Raw genomic sequence first — 16866 nt, forward strand, 5'->3', positions numbered from 1 at the left:
AGGCGTGATCGATATCAACGAGTCCGTGATGCAGTTCCTTCTCGCGTTCGTCGTCGTCGGCCCGCTCCTCGGCGCCGTCGCCGCTCTTCTCCCGGCCCCGCCCGGACTGAAGGGGAAGTCGCCCGACCAGGCCGTGCTCCGCCACGCGGTGACCGTGACCGGCGCGATCCTCCTCGCCGTGAACGTGCTGGTGCTCGGCTTCGACCACAGCCGGCCGTCGAAGATGCAGGCCAGCACGGACATCAGCTGGATCCCCGCGCTCGACGTGCGCATCCACCTCGGCATCGACGGCATCTCCCTCCCCCTTCTGGTCATGACCGCGCTGCTGACCTTCCTCTGCGCGCTCCACTCCTACTTCAAGCCGCCCGCGGGCCCGACCCCGAAGGCGTTCGTCGCCCTGCTGCTGGTCCTGGAGTCCGGCACGCTCGCCGCCTTCTCCGTCCTCGACCTGGTGCTGTTCTTCCTCGCCTTCGAGATGGTCCTGATCCCGATGTACTTCCTCATCGCCCGCTGGGGCGGTGAGGGCCGGGCCGAGGCCGCCTGGAAGTTCATCCTGTACACGCTGCTCGGCTCCGTCGTCATGCTGCTCGGCCTGCTCCTGATCGGTCTCAAGGCGGGCACATTCGACATGGTGGCACTCGCCACTGACAACGGCCGGTCGCTGACCACATCCGTGCAGGTCATCGCCGTATTGGCGATCGGTCTTGGGCTCGCAGTCAAGACCCCGATGTGGCCGCTGCACAGCTGGCTGCCGGACGCCCACACCGCCGCCCCGACCGTCGGCTCGGTCCTGCTGGCCGGTGTGCTGCTGAAGATGGGTACGTACGGGTTCGTCCGGATCCTTCTCCCGGCGGCACCCGACGGCATGCGGACGTTCGCGCCCTACCTCGCCGCCTTCGCCGTCGTCGGGATCATCTACGGCTCCCTGGCCTGCCTCGCCCTCGCCCAACGGGGCGCGAAGGGCGATCTGAAGCGGCTCATCGCCTACTCCTCCGTCGGTCACATGGGCTTCGTCCTGCTCGGCATCGCCACCATGACCCCGACCGGCGTCAACGGCGCCCTCTTCGCCAACATCGCCCACGGCCTCATCACCGGACTGCTGTTCTTCCTGGTCGGCGCGGTGAAGGACCGGACCGGCACCACCGACCTCGACGCGCTCGCCGCACAGACCGGCGGCGCCCTCTACGGCAGGGCCCCGCGCTTCGGCGGACTGCTCGCCTTCGCCGCCGTCGCCTCCCTCGGACTGCCCGGCCTCGCCGGGTTCTGGGGCGAGATGCTCGCGCTGTTCGGCGCGTTCGACCCGGCGGACGGGCTCAGCCGCCCCGCCTTCCTGACCTTCATGTCGGTCGCCGCGTTCGGCACCCTCCTGACCGCCGCGTACCTCCTCATCGTGGTCCGCCGCGTCTGCATGGGCACGGTCCCGGACGACGCGCCCCGACTCGCTGACGTACACACGTACGAATATGCCGCCTGGGCCCCGCTCGTCGCCCTCACCGTCGTCGCCGGACTGTGGCCGAAGACCCTCCTCGGCCTCACCGACCCGGCCGTGCAGCAACTCCTCACAGGAGGCAGCCGATGAGCGCCCTCGCCCAGCCGCAGGCCGCGTCCCTGGTCCAGTCGGTCGACTGGCTGGCCATCGCGCCGCCCACCATCGCGGCCGTCGTCGGCCTCGCCGTCCTCGTCGCCGACCTCTTCGTGGACGAACGCAGGAAACCGCTCCTCGGCTGGCTGTCCCTCGCGGGCCTCACCGCGGCGACGGCGATGCTGCTGCCCCTCCTGAACGGCGACCGCTCCACGTTCTGCCTCACCGGCGACCCGGAGGTGTGCAGCTACACCGCGGACCGGTTCACCCTGGTCGTCCAGTTCCTGGTCCTCGGCGGCGCGCTGCTGACGGCCCTTCTGTCGGTCACCGCGCTCAGGGACGCGCGCGGGGGACTGCCCGACGGGGAGTACTGGTTCCTGCTGCTGTGCTCGGCCGCGGGCGCCGCCCTGCTGCCCGCCTCCCGCGACCTGGCCACCCTCATCGTCGCCCTGGAAGTCGCCTCCCTGCCCGCCTTCGCGCTGGTGGGCCTCAAATACGGCGACCGGAGGTCCTCCGAGGCGGCCCTGAAATTCTTCCTCTCCTCGGTCACCGCCACCGCCGTCAGCCTCATGGGCATCAGCTTCCTGTACGCCGCCACCGGCACCCTCCACCTCACGGAGATCGCCGAGCGCGTCCAGGACGTCGACGGCCGGCTCGGCACCCTCACCCAGACCGGCGTGGTCCTGACCCTCATCGGCTTCGCCTTCAAGACAGCCGCCGTACCGTTCCACTTCTGGGTGCCGGACACCTACGTAGGAGCCCCCCTCCCGATCGCCGCCTACCTGTCCGTCGTCGGCAAGGCGGTCGGCTTCTCCGGCCTCGTCCTCGTCACGGTGATCGCCCTGCCGTCCTACGCCGACGTCTGGGCCCCGGCACTGGCCGTGCTCGCCGCGCTCACCATGACCGTCGGCAACGTCGGCGCCCTGCGGCAACAGGCCACGCGCGCGTACAGCGCGATCCGGCTGCTCGCCTGGTCCTCCGTCGGCCAGGCCGGCTACCTCCTCGTCCCGATCGCCGCCGCCGGCTACTCCACCGACGCCGCCGACGCCGACGCCGAGCGCGCGGTGGGCGCCACGCTGTCGTACGCCCTCATGTACGCCGCCGTGAACCTCGGCGCCTTCGCGGTGGCCGCCCTGGTGACCCGTACGAAGCCCCTGAACCGGGTCGCCGACTACCGGGGCCTGTACGCCACCAACCCCCTCACGGCGCTCCTCCTGGCCTTCTTCCTGCTCTGCCTCGCCGGACTGCCGCCCGGAATCATCGGCCTGTTCGCCAAGGTCACCGTCTTCTCGGCGGCCGTCGACGCGGGCCTCGGCTGGCTCGCCGTCGTCATGGCCGTCAACGTCGTGATCGCCCTGTACTACTACCTCCAGTGGACCGCGCTGCTCTTCCGCGCCCCGCACGGCGAGACCGCGGCCCGCTCCGCCCCCACCGGTGAGACGCTGCCGCAGCGCGCCCCGGCCCCCGTCACGGCCGCCATCGCGCTCACGGCGGTCATCGGCATCGCCCTCTCAGGCGCACCCCAGCTCATCCTCCGCTTCGCGGACACCACCCTCTTCTGACCACCCTCCCCACCCCTTCCAGTCCCTTCCGCCCCCTTCCGATCTTCCCGAGGTCCGAGGCTTTTCCGAGCGGGAGCCCTTCACCGAGAGCCGCGCGGCCTCACCCGGACGGCCCACCCACGCCCCCGCACGCAAAAGGGAACTAGCGGCCTTCGCCTGGCGTTGACCAAGACGGGAGGGTCCACTGGACGTGACACCACGACACCAGTGGCATCGCAGATCAAGACAGCAAAGGGTTCCCCTGCCGCACGACTTGGAGGGCGTACCGTGCACCGCCGGCACAACGGGCTCAGGACCGCAGTTCTCCTCGGGGGACTGTCCGCGCTCATCATCCTCATCGGCAGCTTCTTCGGTCGTACGGGTCTGATCGTCGCGGTCGTGATCGCCCTGGGGACGAACGCGTACGCGTACTGGAACAGCGACAAGCTGGCCCTGCGCGCGATGCGGGCGCGTCCGGTGAGCGAGTTCGAGGCCCCCGCGCTGTACCGGATGGTGCGCGAGCTGTCCACGCAGGCCAGACAGCCCATGCCCCGGCTGTACATCTCCCCGACCGAGGCGCCGAACGCGTTCGCGACGGGCCGCAACCCGCGCAACGCGGCCGTGTGCTGCACGGAGGGCATCCTGCGCCTCCTGGACGAGCGCGAGCTGCGCGGTGTCATCGGCCATGAGCTGAGCCATGTCTACAACCGGGACATCCTGATCTCGTCGGTCGCCGGAGCCCTGGCCTCCGTGATCATGTTCCTGGTCAATTTCGCCTGGCTCATCCCGATCGGCCGCTCCGACGACGATGACGGCCCCGGTCTGCTCGGCATGCTGCTGATCATGATCCTGGGCCCGCTCGCGGCCACGGTCATCCAACTCGCGATCAGCCGCTCCCGCGAGTACGAGGCGGACGCCTCGGGCGCCCAGCTCACCGGCGACCCGCTGGCCCTCGCCAGCGCCCTGCGCAAGCTGGAGGCGGGCACCAAGCAGCTTCCGCTGCCCGCGGAGCCCCGGATCGAGACCGCGAGCCACATGATGATCGCGAACCCGTTCCGCCCCGGTCAGGGCGTGTCCAAGCTCTTCTCCACCCACCCGCCGATGGCCGAGCGCATCTCCCGTCTGGAACGCATGGCGGGCCCCCGGCCGTGAGCCGCGCGGCGGCGGCCCCTACCAGCCGCCGAACCGCCGGTCGGTCGGTACGACCTGGGTGCCGAGCGGCATCAGGGAGATCGGGATCATCTTGAGGTTCGCCCACCCGAACGGGATCCCGATGATCGACAGGAACAGCGGAATGCTGGTCAGGACGTGCCCGATCGCCAGCCACCAGCCCGCGAAGACGATCCAGATCACATTGCCGATCAGCGACCCGGCCCCGGCCCCCGGCTTCGGCTCGGCCGTCCGCCCGAACGGCCACAGCACGTAGCCGGCGATCCGCAGCGCGGCGACGCCGAACGGAATGGTCACGATCAGCACGAAACAGATGATCGCGGCCAGCGTGTACGCGAGCGCCAGCCAGATCCCGCTGAAGATCAACCACAGGATGTTGAGGATCAAGTTGATGATTTTCACCGTCACCGCCCCTTTGCGGACTCCGCTCGGGTCTGGTCTCACCTGCCAGTATCCAGCGTCCACGCGAACACGGGAAAACGCAGTGGCTCGGTGAAGGCGCCGGCGCGCCTGAAACGGAGACACCCTCCTGTTCCGCCGTGATCACAGGGCGAGCGGGGCAGGGGACCGGACCGAGACAGCGCGGCGGAGGGTCGGCTGGTCTCGACGCGGTCCCCGCCCCCTCCGATCGCCGCCGAGGTTTTCCACAACCCCGGAGTTATCCACAGGCCCGCACGAATGTCAGTGGCGCCGTGCACCATGAACTCATGACCGAGAACGAGCAGTTGCTGAGGCGGGTGCGGGCCAAAGCCCACGACGACCGCCCGTGGGGCCGCACTTCGCTCCCCGAGCCACTGGACCCCACGACGGTGGCCCGCGCCGAGGCCGCCCTGGGATTCCCGCTGCCCCCGCTGCTCACGGAGTTGTACCTACGGATAGGCGACGGCGGATTCGGCCCGGAGTACGGCCTGCTGCCCCTGCTCGACAGCTCACCCGCCGAGGAGTCGTCCGCGGTCGCCGAGTACCTGGCCCGACGGGAGAGAAACCCGGACGACCCCGACTGGCCCTGGCCCGCCGGCGTCCTCCCGATATCCCACTGGGGCTGCGGAATGTACGCCTGCGTGGACTGCCTCGCCCCCCAAGCTCCCGTCCTGCTCTTCGAACCCAACGCGGACGACGCCGACCACGCCTGGTACGTGGACGCCCCCGGCCTCGACACCTGGCTGCGCACCTGGCTCGACGGCACGGGCTGGTACGAGGAGACGAACGAGGGCCCGGAACCCACCCCCTGGGAGTCCTTCCGCGCACGGACAGAGGCGACACCGCAGCCGTAACCACCCGACCGGAAAGCCGCCGACCACAAAGCCACCACCCAGAAGCCCCGCCCCGGAAAGCCACCGCTCGGAAGAGCCCCACCCAGAAGCCCCCGACACGGAAAGCCACCGCCCCGAGAGGCCCCCGCCCGGAAATTCCATCAACCCGAGAAGGCACCCACCAGCACCCAGCACCCACTACCCCCCACCCGTCCCCACCAGCCCCGGATCACCCGCCGAGCACCCCGCCCCCCCGCCCTACCGCGCGCCCAACCACCGCCGTACGCCATACCCACCCGCGCCCAGCACCAACACCCCCGCACCGGCCACCACGGACCCCACCGGCAGCGCGAACGCCAGCACCCCACACCCGAGGAGTCCGACCACCGGCACCAGCCGCGCCCGGGGCGCCGGATCGAGCGTCCAGGCCGAGGCGTTGGCGATCGCGTAGTACGCCAGCACACCGAAGGAGGAGAAACCGATGGCGCCGCGTACCTCCACCGTGGCCGCCAGTACCGCGACCACCGAGCCGACGGCCAGTTCCGCCCGGTGCGGCACCTGGAAACGCGGGTGCATGGCGGCCAGCGCGCCGGGCAGATACCGGTCACGGGCCATGGCCAGCACGGTCCGGGAGACGCCGAGGACCAGGGCGAGCAGCGCGCCCAGCGCGGCCATGGCGGCGCCCACCCGCACCACGGGCACCAGTTCCGGCAGCCCGGCGGCCCGTACGGCGTCGGCGAGCGGCGCGGTGGCCCGCGCGAGACCACCGGACCCCAGCACGGAGAGGACGGCGACCGCGACGCACGCGTACACGACCAGGGTGATGCCGAGGGCGAGGGGGATCGCACGCGGGATGGTCCGGGCGGGGTCGCGCACCTCCTCGCCGAGCGTCGCGATCCGCGCGTACCCGGCGAACGCGAAGAACAGCAGCCCGGCCGCCTGGAGCACCCCGTCGACCCCACCGGAGGCGCCGAGACCCAGCCGCCCGGCGTCGGACCCGCCGGAGCCCAGACACACGACCACCACGAGAGCGAGGACAGCGAGCACGAAGGCGACGATCGCCCGGGTCAGCCAGGCCGACTTCTGGACACCGCCGTAGTTCACCGCGGTCAGCGCGACCACGGCTGCCACCGCCACGGCGTGCGCCTGCCCCGGCCACACATACACGCCCACGGTGAGCGCCATCGCCGCACAGGAGGCCGTCTTGCCGACCACGAACGACCAGCCGGCGAGGTATCCCCAGAAGGGACCGAGCCGTTCGCGACCGTACACATACGTACCGCCCGACTCGGGGTAGCGGGCGGCGAGCCGTGCCGACGAGGTGGCGTTGCAGTACGCGACCACGGCGGCGACCGCGAGCCCGACCAGCAGACCCGACCCCGCCGCGCGGGCCGCGGGAGCCAGCGCGGCGAAGACACCGGCCCCGACCATCGAGCCGAGCCCGATGACGACCGCGTCCCCGACCCCGAGGGTGCGGCGCAGCCCGGCGCCGGAGGACTGTGTCATGCGCCGCACCCTACTGATCCTTGCAACCGCCACGTACTGGGCGGACGTCTTCTTCACCAACGCGACGCGAACGAACGGCGCCGCGCACCACCGCCGCCCACGGGTGCCGGACCGCCTCCGACACCCCAGAGGCCCGACACCTCATAGGCCCGACCACTCAGCGGGACGACAGCCGGAGTCCGACGGGAACCCGACGGAAGTCCGGCGGGAGCCCGACGGGACGAAAGTCACACAGCGCGAACAGCGCAGGTACAGCGCGAAAGGGCAGGTTCACGGCATGGGCATCATCAGTTGGATCATCCTCGGACTCCTGGCCGGAGCCATCGCCAAGTTCCTGCTGCCGGGCCGCGACCCCGGCGGTTTCATCGGCACGACCCTGATCGGCGTCGTGGGCGCGTTCCTCGGCGGCTGGATCTCCGCCCGCTGGCTGGACCACCCGATCTCCAAGGACTTCTACGACGGCGCCACCTGGCTCTCCGCGATAGGTGGCTCCCTCGTCCTTCTGATCGCCTACCGCCTCCTCTTCGGCAACTCACGCAGGTGACGGCCGCCCGGAAGGGCACCCGGACATGGCGAAGGGCGGGCCCTCGCGGTACCCGCCCCTGCGGCCGAACAACCCCGGCTGGCCGACCACCCGCCCGCTGACCACCAGCCGACCGGCGACCCGCTGACCGGCGACCCACCGACTGGCGACCCACCGACAGGCAACCCGCCAACCGGCGACCCGTCACCCACCAGCCACCACCCACCAGCCACCGACCGGCTACGCGCCGCTGATCACCGGTAGTTCACGAACTGCAGCGCGAAGTCGAAGTCCTTGCCCTTCAGGAGGGCGATGATGGCCTGGAGGTCGTCGCGGCTCTTCGAGGTGACGCGGAGTTCGTCGCCCTGGACCTGGGCCTTGACGCCCTTGGGGCCCTCGTCCCGGATGATCTTCGCGACCTTCTTCGCGTTCTCCTGCGAGATGCCCTCCTCGATGGACGCGAAGATCTTGTACTCCTTGCCCGAGAGCTGCGGCTCACCCGCGTCGAGCGCCTTCAGGGAGATGCCGCGCTTGATCAGCTTGGACTGGAAGACGTCGAGGACGGCCTTCACACGGTCCTCGGAGTTGGCCTCCAGGAGGATCTTCTCGCCGGACCAGGCGATGGAGGCGCCGACACCCTTGAAGTCGTAGCGCTGGGAGATCTCCTTGGCGGCCTGGTTGAGGGCGTTGTCGACCTCCTGCCGCTCGACCTTCGAGACGATGTCGAAACTGGAGTCGGCCATGTCCTTGTGGCTCCTTGTATCGAGGTGCGTGTCGGGTGCGTCGCGGCGTACCCGCGAGCGGGCGCCGGGCCCGGCACGGGACCGGGTCGCATCCGCACCAGCCTAGCCACCCACCTGGCTCAGGGCGCCGATCAATCGGGTGGCGAAGCACCCCTGCGTATCGGGTATTGTTTACGTCGTTGCCAGCCAAGACCGCCGAAAAGCGGTTCGAACGGCAGCATCCCCGGCGGTGTGCCCGAGCGGCCAAAGGGAGCAGACTGTAAATCTGCCGGCTCAGCCTTCCCAGGTTCGAATCCTGGCGCCGCCACTTGACCGAAAGGGTCTGTGAACAGCAGCAATGCTGTTCACAGACCCTTTCGTCGTTCCGGAGGCAGGGGATGTCATCTCCTCGGATAAGCTGCCGCCTCTTGCAGCGGCATCCGCATGCATCCGCAGCATCCTCCTGAAGAGGTGTGAATGAGAACAGGCAGACGAACCGTCGCGGTGGCCACGCTCGTGGGGGCGCTGGGGCTCTCGGTGCTGAACGCGCCGGCCGCGCAGGCGGCGGACACCGGTATCACCGTGTCGGACATCGTCATCAACAACGGCAAGCCGATCGTCGTCGGCACGTCGAAGGAGGTGGAGCCGCCCATCAGCTTCAGCATCGCGCTGCCTCCCGGGTACAGCACCGCCGACCCCCTGCGCTACGACGCGTACCCCTTCCTCTACCGCGGCAGCATCAGGACGGCGGCCGACACCGGGGAGAACTTCATCCAGCCGGGCAGCTACACCTGCTACGAGATCGACTCCAAGCGCGCCGACTGTGAGGGCCACCTCTACATCGACCCGCACCCGGCCCAGGAGCACACCGACTCCAACAGCGACGCCACGGCCTGGAAGGTCGGCCTCTCGCTGTCCCTGTGGAAGGCCGACGGCAACCCCAAGGCCCAGGAACTGGAGACGAGGTCCAAGACCGCCCAGCTCAAGCGCGCGGCCAAGGCCACCACCAACGCCTCGCCGGAGCCGGTCGCCAAGGGCAAGCCGATCACCGTCACGGGCAAGCTGACCCGGGCGAACTGGAGCACCAAGAAGTACGACGGGTACAGCGGCCGTACGGTCCGTCTCCAGTTCCGCGCCAAGGGCACCGACACCTACAAGACGGTCAAGCAGGCCACCACCGGCAGCACCGGCGGCATGAAGGCCACGGTCACCGCCTCGGTCGACGGCTCCTACCGCTGGGTGTACCACGGCAACTCCACCACCGGAGCGACCAACGGCGCGGCCGACCACATCGACGTGCGCTGACCCCCCCCGCCCCTACGGCAGACGGGGGCGCCGCGCGGGTGCGGGGCGATGTCAGTGGGGGCGGGCACACTGGAACCATGTCGTCCCGTCGAAGGAAGTGCCCCGAGTGCCGTCGCGAGATCGCCGTCGTCGCGGGACGGTTCGCGCGGCACGACCCGCCCGGAGCCCGGGAGAGCGCTCGGCTCGTCTCCTGCCCGGGCTCCCGCAGACAGGCGCAACTCGAAGCCGTGCAACCCGGCCTGGACGGGTACGTCGTACCGGAGTTCTCCGGACAGATGCCCCTGTTCTGAGAACGGGTGGTCCCGATGCGGGGCCCTCGGGGTTGATGGTCCCGGCTCTGCGTTCGCCGGTCCCGTGTCCCCGGTGTCAGTTGCCCGCCACCGACTTGACCGCCACCGGGACCGGCGTCGAGCCGCCGATCAGCTCCAGGGTCAGCCCGGCCGTCGCCGGGGTCTCCAGGACTTCCAGCAGCACCATGGCGACGTCGTCACGGGGGATCCGACCGCGTCCCGTCCGGGCCTCCAACCGCACGAGACCGCTGCCCTGATCGTCCGTCAGCGAACCGGGGCGCAGAATCGTCCAGTCCAGCGCGTCCAGGCCCTGCACATACGCGTCGGCCGCGCCCTTGGCCCGCAGATAGACGTCGAAGACGTCATCGCCCTGGTGCCCGGCGTCGGCGCCGTAGGACGACACGACGACGAACCGCCGTACGCCCGCCCGCACCGCCGCGTCCGCGAAGAGGACCGCCGCCCCCTTGTCCACGGTGTCCTTGCGGGCCACACCGCTGCCCGGACCCGCGCCCGCCGCGAACACGGCCGCGTCCGCCCCTTGCAGATGCGCCGCGACCTCCTCGACCGAGGCCGACTCCAGATCCAGCAGCACCGGTTCGGCGCCCGCTTTCCGCAGGTCCTCGCTCTGTTCGGCGCGGCGGACGATGCCCGCCACGTCGTACCCGCGCGCGGCGAGCAGCCGCTCCAGCCGCAGCGCGATCTGACCATGACCACCAGCAATGACAATGCGCATGTCTTCGACCGTACGCCCGGCGCACGGCGTTCGCCGCACGACTTCCGGGCACCTGCACGGACCGGCGGATGCACGCCGCACACCCCACCCGCGCGATCGCGCCCCCCTCACCCCGTCCGCATCCTCCACGCGCCCCCGTCATCCCGCGCGCCCCGCACCCACCCTCATCCCACGCACCTCACTCGCACCCCTTGCGCGCCCCGCACCCCCCGCACCCCCCGCACCCCTCAGGACAACTCACCCCGCCCCTGCCGCGGCAGCCCCAACTCCGCGGCGACGGCCGAGTTGCAGTACTCCCGCACCGCGCTCGTCCGTGCCACCACGCGCCCCCGGTGCACCACGATCCGGCTGTACGCGAGGGACAGCGCGGCGGAGAGCCGATCGCCGCGCACCGCGAGCAGTTCGGCCGGGAAACCGGCCTCCACCCGGACCTCGGGCAGCCCGAGCACCGCCCGCGCCGCCGAGCTGACACAGTCGTAGGCGTCCTCGGGGCGCAGCCCGTCCCGCGAGGCCAGCAGGTACGCGGCCTCCAGCGGGTCGCCCCGGCCGACCGGGTTGGACACGTCCCGCAGGGCGCCGCTGCCCGCGGCGACCCGTACCCCGGCGGTCCGCAGCAGCCGCACCGGGGCGGTACCGCGCCGGTCGACCCCGCCGCAGCCGCCCTGCGGCAGGGACACCACGGTCACCCCGGCCGCCGCGAGCTGGTCCGCGCTCCGGGACGCCACCTCGGGCGGCAGCGCGCGGAGTCCGCCGCACGGGCCCAGCGTCACGCCCGGCCGCAGCCCGCCGGCCATCGCCGCCAGCCGGGAGAGCCGGGCCGGGTCGTCGGCGTCGGTGTGCAGGTCGACCGGGCAGCCATGCTCGGAGGCCACCTCCAGCACCGCCTCCGCGTACCCCGTGGGATCCGGGTCGAGATCCGGGCAGCCGCCCACCACCGAGGCGCCCATCTTCACCGCGTCCCGCAGCATCGCCAGCCCGTCGGCGCCCGCGAGCCCGGTCAGCACGCGCGGCACCGCCACCGTCGTCAGCTCGGCGAGGCCCTGGAGCGAACGCCGCGCCTGGAGCACCGCCTCCAGCGCGCCCAGCCCCTGCACATCACCCACACGCACATGCGCGCGCAGTGCGGTCGCGCCGTGCCCGAGTTGCAGCAGGGCCGCCTCCGTCGCCCGGCGCTGGACGTCCCGGGGGTCGTACGACACGGGCCCGTCCTCGTCGGCCGAGAGCGCGGTGTCGGCATGGGCGTGCGGTTCCGCGGGGGCCGGCAGCAGCAGATAGCCGGTCAGGTCCACACGGGCGCCGGAGGTGCGCGTTCCGCCCAGGCTGCCCGCCGTGCCCACCGCCTCGATCCGCCCGCCGCTCAGCCGTACGTCCACGGTCCGACCGTCCGTGAGCCGCGCCCCGCACAGCAGCAGGGCCGCCGTCCCCTCGCCGGCCCCCCAGGTCCCGCCCGCGTGCTCCGCCTCCGCCGGCTCGGGCGGGACGTCCGAGGAGCCCGGGGCGGGCGACGGCCCGGCGGGCGGAGGCGGTGGGCCGGGTGGCGCGGACGGTGAGTGGGGCGGCTGCGGCTGGCTGTCGGGCATCGCGCTCCAGGGGCTCCTAGCTCGGTCTCGGGCGTCGGGACCGCCCTCGGTCGGGCCCTGCGGACCGGCCCTGCGCGGGCCGCGCAAGATCACACAGAGTGAGTCGAGCCTAGGGCGGTGATCCACGCCTCACGGGGAGGAGCGCAATAGTCGTACCGGTGGGTTGCCCCGGTGAAAGAGGCCCTCGCGACCCCTGGGACAGCCGTGGAACAGGGGTGGACGGGCCCGGCGAAACGGATTTGGGCGAACGGCTGCCGAGCGTGTAATGTCTTCATCGCTCGCCCCAATAGCTCAGTCGGCAGAGCGTCTCCATGGTAAGGAGAAGGTCAACGGTTCGATTCCGTTTTGGGGCTCTGGTGTGAACGGCTCCCGTCGCGAGGCGGGATCCGATTGCATCACAGCGGTGTAGCTCAGTCGGTAGAGCAAGCGGCTCATAATCGCTGTGTCACCGGTTCAAGTCCGGTCACCGCTACTGACAGTAGCCGATTGCGGGGTCGGTCCTTCGATCGGCTACTCTTTCTTGCGTTAATACATTCCTATCCGTTCGTCAAGGAGCACTCACGTGGCTGCCACCGACGTCCGCCCGAAGATCACGCTGGCCTGCGTGGAGTGCAAGGAGCGGAACTACATCACCAAGAAGAACCGGCGTAACAACCCGGACCGTCTTGAGATGAAGAAGCACTGCCCGCGTTGCAACGCGCACACCGCGCACCGCGAAACGCGATAATCAAGGCTCGTTCACGAGGCCGCCCCCACTCCGGGGGCGGCCTCGTGGCGTTTGACCGTACGCGCAGCTGTACGCCGAGCCGCACACGCGGCCGTACGGCGACCAGAACACCGTCGACCCTCGTCAGGAGGCCGTAGCCCATGGCGCTCGACCAGTCCTTCGTGGGGCGGAGCTACCCGCCCACCGCGCCCTATGAAGTGGGCCGGGAGAAGATCCGTGAGTTCGCGGAGGCCGTGGGTGACCCCAACCCGGCCTATACGGACCCGGAGGCCGCCAAGGCGCTCGGGCACCCCGATGTGATCGCCCCGCCCACCTTCGTGTTCACGATCACCTTCCGCGCCGCCGGCGAGGTCATCCAGGACCCCCTGCTCGGACTGGACTACAGCCGCGTGGTGCACGGCGACCAGAAGTTCGCCTACGTCCGCCCCGTGCGCGCCGGTGACCGGCTCACCGTCACCTCGACCATCGAGGCGATCAAGTCCATGGCCGGCAACGACATTCTCGACATCCGGGGCGAGGTCCACGACGAGGCCGGCGAGCACGTCGTGACCGCCTGGACCAAGCTGGTGGCCCGCGCCGCCCAGGAGGCGTGAGCACGATGACCGCCAAGATCGCGTACGCCGACGTCGAGGTCGGCACCGAACTCCCCGCACAGCGCTTCCCCGTGACCCGCGCCACCCTCGTCCGGTACGCGGGGGCCTCCGGGGACTTCAACCCGATCCACTGGAACGAGCGGTTCGCCCGGGAGGTCGGACTGCCGGACGTGATCGCACACGGCATGTTCACCATGGCCGAGGCGGTCCGGGTGGTCACCGACTGGACCGGCGACCCCGCCGCGGTCGTCGAGTACGGCGTCCGCTTCACCAAGCCGGTCGTCGTCCCGAACGACGACAAGGGCGCCGTGATCGAGGTCTCCGGCAAGGTCGCGGCCAAGCTGGACGACCACACCGTACGGGTGGATCTGATCGCCCTGTGCGACGGCCAGAAGGTCCTCGGCATGTCCCGGGCGGTCGTACGGCTGGCCTGAGCCGGCCCCGTCCGTACGCGCCGACGCCCACGGACCAGGTAATGGGCGCTCTCTATAGAGGGCGCCCATTACGCCGTCCCCCGACCGCTCCCGAGCGTCCCCCGACCGGGGACCGACCGCCCCCGACCGCCCCCCGACCGGGACCGACCGCCTCCGACCGGGCAGCGACCGCCCCCGACCGTCCCCCGACCGGGGACGTCCCGGAACTGTCGGTGCTGTCTCGTAGTCTTGGGCCCGTGCTGGAACTTCACGACGCCCCGCTCGCCCCGCTGACCACCTTCCGGCTGGGCGGCCCCGCGACCCGGCTGATCACCGCCACGACGGACGCCGAGGTGATCGACACCGTCCGCGCGGCCGACGCCTCCGGCACCCCGCTGCTGCTGATCGGCGGCGGATCGAACCTCGTCGTGTCGGACAAGGGCTTCGACGGCACCGCCCTGCGCATCGCCACGCGCGGGTTCGAACTCTCCGGGACCCGGCTGGAACTGGCCGCCGGCGAGGTGTGGACCGACGCCGTCGCGCGCACGGTGGAGGCCGGACTCGCCGGTGTCGAGTGCCTGGCCGGCATCCCCGGCTCGGCGGGCGCGACCCCGATCCAGAACGTGGGGGCGTACGGCCAGGACGTCTCCACCACCATCACCGAGGTGATCGCCTACGACCGCCGCGCGGGCGAGACCGTCACCCTCACCGCCGCCGAGTGCGCCTTCTCCTACCGGCACAGCCGCTTCAAGGACGACCCCGAGCGGTATGTCGTGCTGCGCGTACGGTTCGCGCTGGAGGACGCGGGCGGGCTGTCGGCGCCGCTGAGGTACGCCGAGACCGCCCGCCTGCTGGGCGTCGGGTCCGGCGACCGGGTTCCCCTCGCGGACGCGCGCGAGACGGTGCTCAAGCTGCGCGCCGGGAAGGGCATGGTCCTGGACCCCGAGGACCACGACACCTGGTCGGCCGGCTCCTTCTTCACCAACCCGATCCTGACCGACACCGGCTTCGCCGCGTTCCACGCGCGCGTACGGGAGCGGCTCGGTGACGGCGTCGAACCCCCCGCCTACCCGGCGGGTGAGGGGCACACCAAGACCTCGGCGGCCTGGCTGATCGACAAGGCCGGCTTCACCAAGGGCTACGGCACCGGACCGGCCCGGATCTCCACCAAGCACACCCTCGCCCTCACCAACCGCGGCGAGGCGACCACGGAGGACCTCCTCGCCCTCGCGCGCGAGGTGGTCGCCGGGGTCCGCGAGGCGTTCGGCGTCACCCTCGTCAACGAGCCGGTCACGGTGGGCGTCAGCCTTTAGAGCACCCCAGAAGGGCTTTAGAGCACCCCAGAAGGGCTTTAGGGCACCCCAGAAGGGCATTAGAGCACCCCAGAAGGGCTTTAGGGCACCCCAGAAGGGCATTAGAGCACCCCAGAAGGGCTCCAGGGCACCCCTGAAGAGCCGGGCACCCCCGGAAGGGGCTTCCGCACCCCCGCAAGGGCCGCCCGGTGCGGCGACCGTCAGTACGCCACCCCCACCCCCCGCTTCACCGTCCCCGGGTCGTCCACCGCCGCCAGCATCGCGTGGGCCACATCCGCCCGCCCGATGAACCGGCCCTTGCGCGGGAACCCGCCGACGACCGTCCGGTACACCCCGGTCAGCGGCGTGTCCTGGAGCCGGGGCGGCCGTACGACCGTCCAGTCCGTGCTGCTCGCGGACAGCTCCGCCTCCATCGCGCGCAGGTCGTCGTACACGCTCTTGAGGACGGCCGAGACGACCCCGAGCACCGCCCGGTCCAGCGGGCCCTCGCCCTCGGCGGGCGGTCCGACCGGCGCCGCGCTGACCACGACCAGCCGACGGACCCGCTCGGCCTCCATCGCGCGCAGCACCGTACGGGTCAGCCGGGTCGCGATCCCGGCGTCCTTGCGGGTGCGGGCGCCGAGACCGGACAGCACCGCGTCCCGGCCGGCGAACGCGGGCCGCAGCGACTCGGGGTCGCGCAGATCCGCCCGGAACACCTCCAGGCCCGGGCCGGTCACCGACAGCCGTGCAGGATCACGTACGACCGCGGTGACCTGGTGTCCGGCATCCAGAGCCTGTTGGACGATCGCGCGGCCGACACCGCCGGTCGCGCCGCATACGGTGAGCTTCATGACGTACTCCGTACGTACTCCGTGGCTTCGCGCTCCCGGCTGGGCGGGAGCGCCGAGTGGGAGCGCCAAGTGGGTGAGTATTCACTTACCACTGTCGCTCTTCTAGAGTGGTAAGTACTCACTCACCCGTCAAGAGCGACAGGGCCAGAGGGCCACCGGAAGGACGTGGGATCTTGGGCGCCACACAGCAGACACCGGCCCGCGTCCGCATCCTCGACGCCGCGCATGAGCTGATGCGCTCCGTCGGGCTGGCCCGCACCACCACCAAGGAGATCGCCAGGGCGGCCGGATGCTCCGAGGCGGCTCTGTACAAGTACTTCAGCAGCAAGGAGGAGCTGTTCATCCGGGTGCTCGCCGAGCGGCTGCCCCGGCTGACGCCCCTGCTGTCCAGCCTCGCCGCCGAGCCGGGACAGGGCTCCCTGGAGGAGAACCTCACCGAGATCGCCCTTCAGGCGTCCCTCTTCTACGAGCAGAGCTTCCCGATCGCCGGATCCCTGTACGCCGAGACCCAGCTCAAGCGGCGGCACGACAAGGCGATGCGTGAGATGGGGCTCGGCCCGCACAAGCCCATCGAGAGCCTGGAACTCTATCTGCGGGCCGAGCGGAAGGCGGGCCGGCTGCGCCCCGACGCCGACCCCTTCGCCGCGGCCTCGCTCCTCCTCGGCGCCTGCGCCCAGCGCGCCTTCGCCTACGACGCCACCCGCGACGGCGTCAAGCCCCCCGTGGAGGACTTCGCGCGCCGCGTGGCACGGACCCTGGTCGCCGCCATCGAGGCGTGAGCG

At 71.1% G+C, this 16866-nt stretch carries 18 protein-coding genes and 3 tRNA genes; 15 read left to right on the plus strand and 6 right to left on the minus strand.

Annotated elements, in window-relative coordinates; all coding sequences use genetic code 11:
- Positions 1-4 precede the first annotated feature (4 nt).
- From ACIQNG_RS01090 to htpX, 3 genes are all read left to right on the plus strand, one after another.
- Positions 5-1579, plus strand: coding sequence for a NuoM family protein (locus tag ACIQNG_RS01090; protein ID WP_401482090.1), 1575 nt, complete (start codon positions 5-7; stop codon positions 1577-1579).
- Positions 1576-3144, plus strand: coding sequence for an NADH-quinone oxidoreductase subunit N (locus tag ACIQNG_RS01095; protein ID WP_401436609.1), 1569 nt, complete (start codon positions 1576-1578; stop codon positions 3142-3144). Before ACIQNG_RS01090 ends, ACIQNG_RS01095 begins: the two co-directional genes overlap by 4 nt.
- 267 nt (positions 3145-3411) lie before the next feature.
- Positions 3412-4275 carry a zinc metalloprotease HtpX gene (gene htpX, locus ACIQNG_RS01100; protein ID WP_401482092.1) on the plus strand — a complete coding sequence of 288 codons (864 nt, stop codon included), beginning with the start codon at positions 3412-3414 and terminating at the stop codon, positions 4273-4275.
- An 18-nt stretch (positions 4276-4293) separates the two neighbouring features.
- Here the strand turns inward: htpX and ACIQNG_RS01105 are convergent, their stop codons facing one another.
- A complete protein-coding gene (locus ACIQNG_RS01105) occupies positions 4294-4695 on the minus strand; it encodes a YccF domain-containing protein (protein ID WP_401436614.1) in 402 nt (133 codons plus the stop codon).
- 305 nt (positions 4696-5000) lie between these two features.
- Here ACIQNG_RS01105 and ACIQNG_RS01110 point away from each other — a divergent pair, with 305 nt between their 5' ends.
- Positions 5001-5567, plus strand: coding sequence for an SMI1/KNR4 family protein (locus ACIQNG_RS01110; protein ID WP_401482094.1), 567 nt, complete (start codon positions 5001-5003; stop codon positions 5565-5567).
- Between the two features lie 237 nt (positions 5568-5804).
- Here the strand turns inward: ACIQNG_RS01110 and ACIQNG_RS01115 are convergent, their stop codons facing one another.
- Complete coding sequence (locus tag ACIQNG_RS01115; RefSeq protein ID WP_401482096.1) at positions 5805-7052, minus strand: APC family permease; 1248 nt, start codon at positions 7050-7052, stop codon at positions 5805-5807.
- A 277-nt stretch (positions 7053-7329) separates the two neighbouring features.
- Between ACIQNG_RS01115 and ACIQNG_RS01120 the strand changes: the two genes are divergently transcribed.
- Entirely contained in the window at positions 7330-7596 is a 267-nt protein-coding gene (locus ACIQNG_RS01120) for a GlsB/YeaQ/YmgE family stress response membrane protein (RefSeq protein ID WP_401436621.1), read from the plus strand.
- A gap of 233 nt (positions 7597-7829) precedes the next feature.
- Here ACIQNG_RS01120 and ACIQNG_RS01125 read toward each other — a convergent pair whose 3' ends face one another.
- Positions 7830-8318, minus strand: coding sequence for a YajQ family cyclic di-GMP-binding protein (locus ACIQNG_RS01125; RefSeq protein ID WP_401436624.1), 489 nt, complete (start codon positions 8316-8318; stop codon positions 7830-7832).
- Between the two features lie 225 nt (positions 8319-8543).
- On the opposite strand from ACIQNG_RS01125, the gene ACIQNG_RS01130 reads away from it, so the two are divergent.
- The 3 genes from ACIQNG_RS01130 to ACIQNG_RS01140 all read left to right on the plus strand — a co-directional run bounded on the left by ACIQNG_RS01130 (position 8544) and on the right by ACIQNG_RS01140 (position 9892).
- Positions 8544-8625: transfer RNA gene (locus ACIQNG_RS01130), tRNA-Tyr, on the plus strand.
- Positions 8626-8774: 149 nt separating this feature from the next.
- A complete protein-coding gene (locus tag ACIQNG_RS01135; protein WP_401482099.1) occupies positions 8775-9602 on the plus strand; it encodes a hypothetical protein in 828 nt (275 codons plus the stop codon).
- A 77-nt stretch (positions 9603-9679) separates the two neighbouring features.
- Positions 9680-9892 (plus strand): hypothetical protein, encoded by a 213-nt coding sequence (locus ACIQNG_RS01140; protein WP_401436629.1) that lies wholly within the window; start codon positions 9680-9682, stop codon positions 9890-9892.
- A 76-nt stretch (positions 9893-9968) separates the two neighbouring features.
- Here the strand turns inward: ACIQNG_RS01140 and ACIQNG_RS01145 are convergent, their stop codons facing one another.
- Entirely contained in the window at positions 9969-10625 is a 657-nt protein-coding gene (locus ACIQNG_RS01145; RefSeq protein WP_401436632.1) for an SDR family oxidoreductase, read from the minus strand.
- A gap of 227 nt (positions 10626-10852) precedes the next feature.
- A complete protein-coding gene (locus ACIQNG_RS01150) occupies positions 10853-12205 on the minus strand; it encodes an amidohydrolase family protein (RefSeq protein ID WP_401482101.1) in 1353 nt (450 codons plus the stop codon).
- 280 nt (positions 12206-12485) lie between these two features.
- Between ACIQNG_RS01150 and ACIQNG_RS01155 the strand changes: the two genes are divergently transcribed.
- The 6 genes from ACIQNG_RS01155 to ACIQNG_RS01180 all read left to right on the plus strand — a co-directional run bounded on the left by ACIQNG_RS01155 (position 12486) and on the right by ACIQNG_RS01180 (position 15251).
- Positions 12486-12558 (plus strand) — tRNA-Thr (locus ACIQNG_RS01155).
- Positions 12559-12604: 46 nt separating this feature from the next.
- Positions 12605-12677 (plus strand) — tRNA-Met (locus ACIQNG_RS01160).
- Positions 12678-12767: 90 nt separating this feature from the next.
- Complete coding sequence (gene rpmG, locus ACIQNG_RS01165; protein WP_003948671.1) at positions 12768-12932, plus strand: 50S ribosomal protein L33; 165 nt, start codon at positions 12768-12770, stop codon at positions 12930-12932.
- Between the two features lie 140 nt (positions 12933-13072).
- Complete coding sequence (locus tag ACIQNG_RS01170) at positions 13073-13525, plus strand: MaoC family dehydratase N-terminal domain-containing protein (protein ID WP_401436637.1); 453 nt, start codon at positions 13073-13075, stop codon at positions 13523-13525.
- A gap of 5 nt (positions 13526-13530) precedes the next feature.
- A complete protein-coding gene (locus tag ACIQNG_RS01175) occupies positions 13531-13959 on the plus strand; it encodes a MaoC family dehydratase (RefSeq protein WP_401482499.1) in 429 nt (142 codons plus the stop codon).
- A 236-nt stretch (positions 13960-14195) separates the two neighbouring features.
- Complete coding sequence (locus ACIQNG_RS01180; RefSeq protein ID WP_401436643.1) at positions 14196-15251, plus strand: UDP-N-acetylmuramate dehydrogenase; 1056 nt, start codon at positions 14196-14198, stop codon at positions 15249-15251.
- 200 nt (positions 15252-15451) lie between these two features.
- Here ACIQNG_RS01180 and ACIQNG_RS01185 read toward each other — a convergent pair whose 3' ends face one another.
- Complete coding sequence (locus ACIQNG_RS01185) at positions 15452-16084, minus strand: NAD(P)-dependent oxidoreductase (protein ID WP_401436645.1); 633 nt, start codon at positions 16082-16084, stop codon at positions 15452-15454.
- A gap of 173 nt (positions 16085-16257) precedes the next feature.
- Between ACIQNG_RS01185 and ACIQNG_RS01190 the strand changes: the two genes are divergently transcribed.
- Positions 16258-16863 carry a TetR/AcrR family transcriptional regulator gene (locus ACIQNG_RS01190; protein WP_401436648.1) on the plus strand — a complete coding sequence of 202 codons (606 nt, stop codon included), beginning with the start codon at positions 16258-16260 and terminating at the stop codon, positions 16861-16863.
- The last annotated feature ends 3 nt before the right edge of the window (positions 16864-16866 follow it).

Origin of the sequence: Streptomyces sp. NPDC091377, assembly GCF_044757045.1 — a bacterium.
In the GTDB taxonomy this organism is placed as follows: domain Bacteria; phylum Actinomycetota; class Actinomycetes; order Streptomycetales; family Streptomycetaceae; genus Streptomyces.

Coding starts and splice junctions, on each gene's coding strand:
- ACIQNG_RS01095 (WP_401436609.1), top strand. CDS start 1,576: ATGAGCGCCCTCGCCCAGCCGCAGGCCGCGTCCCTGGTCCAGTCGGTC.
- ACIQNG_RS01110 (WP_401482094.1), top strand. CDS start 5,001: ATGACCGAGAACGAGCAGTTGCTGAGGCGGGTGCGGGCCAAAGCCCAC.
- ACIQNG_RS01115 (WP_401482096.1), bottom strand. CDS start 7,052: ATGACACAGTCCTCCGGCGCCGGGCTGCGCCGCACCCTCGGGGTCGGG.
- ACIQNG_RS01120 (WP_401436621.1), top strand. CDS start 7,330: ATGGGCATCATCAGTTGGATCATCCTCGGACTCCTGGCCGGAGCCATC.
- ACIQNG_RS01125 (WP_401436624.1), bottom strand. CDS start 8,318: ATGGCCGACTCCAGTTTCGACATCGTCTCGAAGGTCGAGCGGCAGGAG.
- ACIQNG_RS01135 (WP_401482099.1), top strand. CDS start 8,775: ATGAGAACAGGCAGACGAACCGTCGCGGTGGCCACGCTCGTGGGGGCG.
- ACIQNG_RS01140 (WP_401436629.1), top strand. CDS start 9,680: ATGTCGTCCCGTCGAAGGAAGTGCCCCGAGTGCCGTCGCGAGATCGCC.
- ACIQNG_RS01145 (WP_401436632.1), bottom strand. CDS start 10,625: ATGCGCATTGTCATTGCTGGTGGTCATGGTCAGATCGCGCTGCGGCTG.
- ACIQNG_RS01150 (WP_401482101.1), bottom strand. CDS start 12,205: ATGCCCGACAGCCAGCCGCAGCCGCCCCACTCACCGTCCGCGCCACCC.
- ACIQNG_RS01170 (WP_401436637.1), top strand. CDS start 13,073: ATGGCGCTCGACCAGTCCTTCGTGGGGCGGAGCTACCCGCCCACCGCG.
- ACIQNG_RS01175 (WP_401482499.1), top strand. CDS start 13,531: ATGACCGCCAAGATCGCGTACGCCGACGTCGAGGTCGGCACCGAACTC.
- ACIQNG_RS01185 (WP_401436645.1), bottom strand. CDS start 16,084: ATGAAGCTCACCGTATGCGGCGCGACCGGCGGTGTCGGCCGCGCGATC.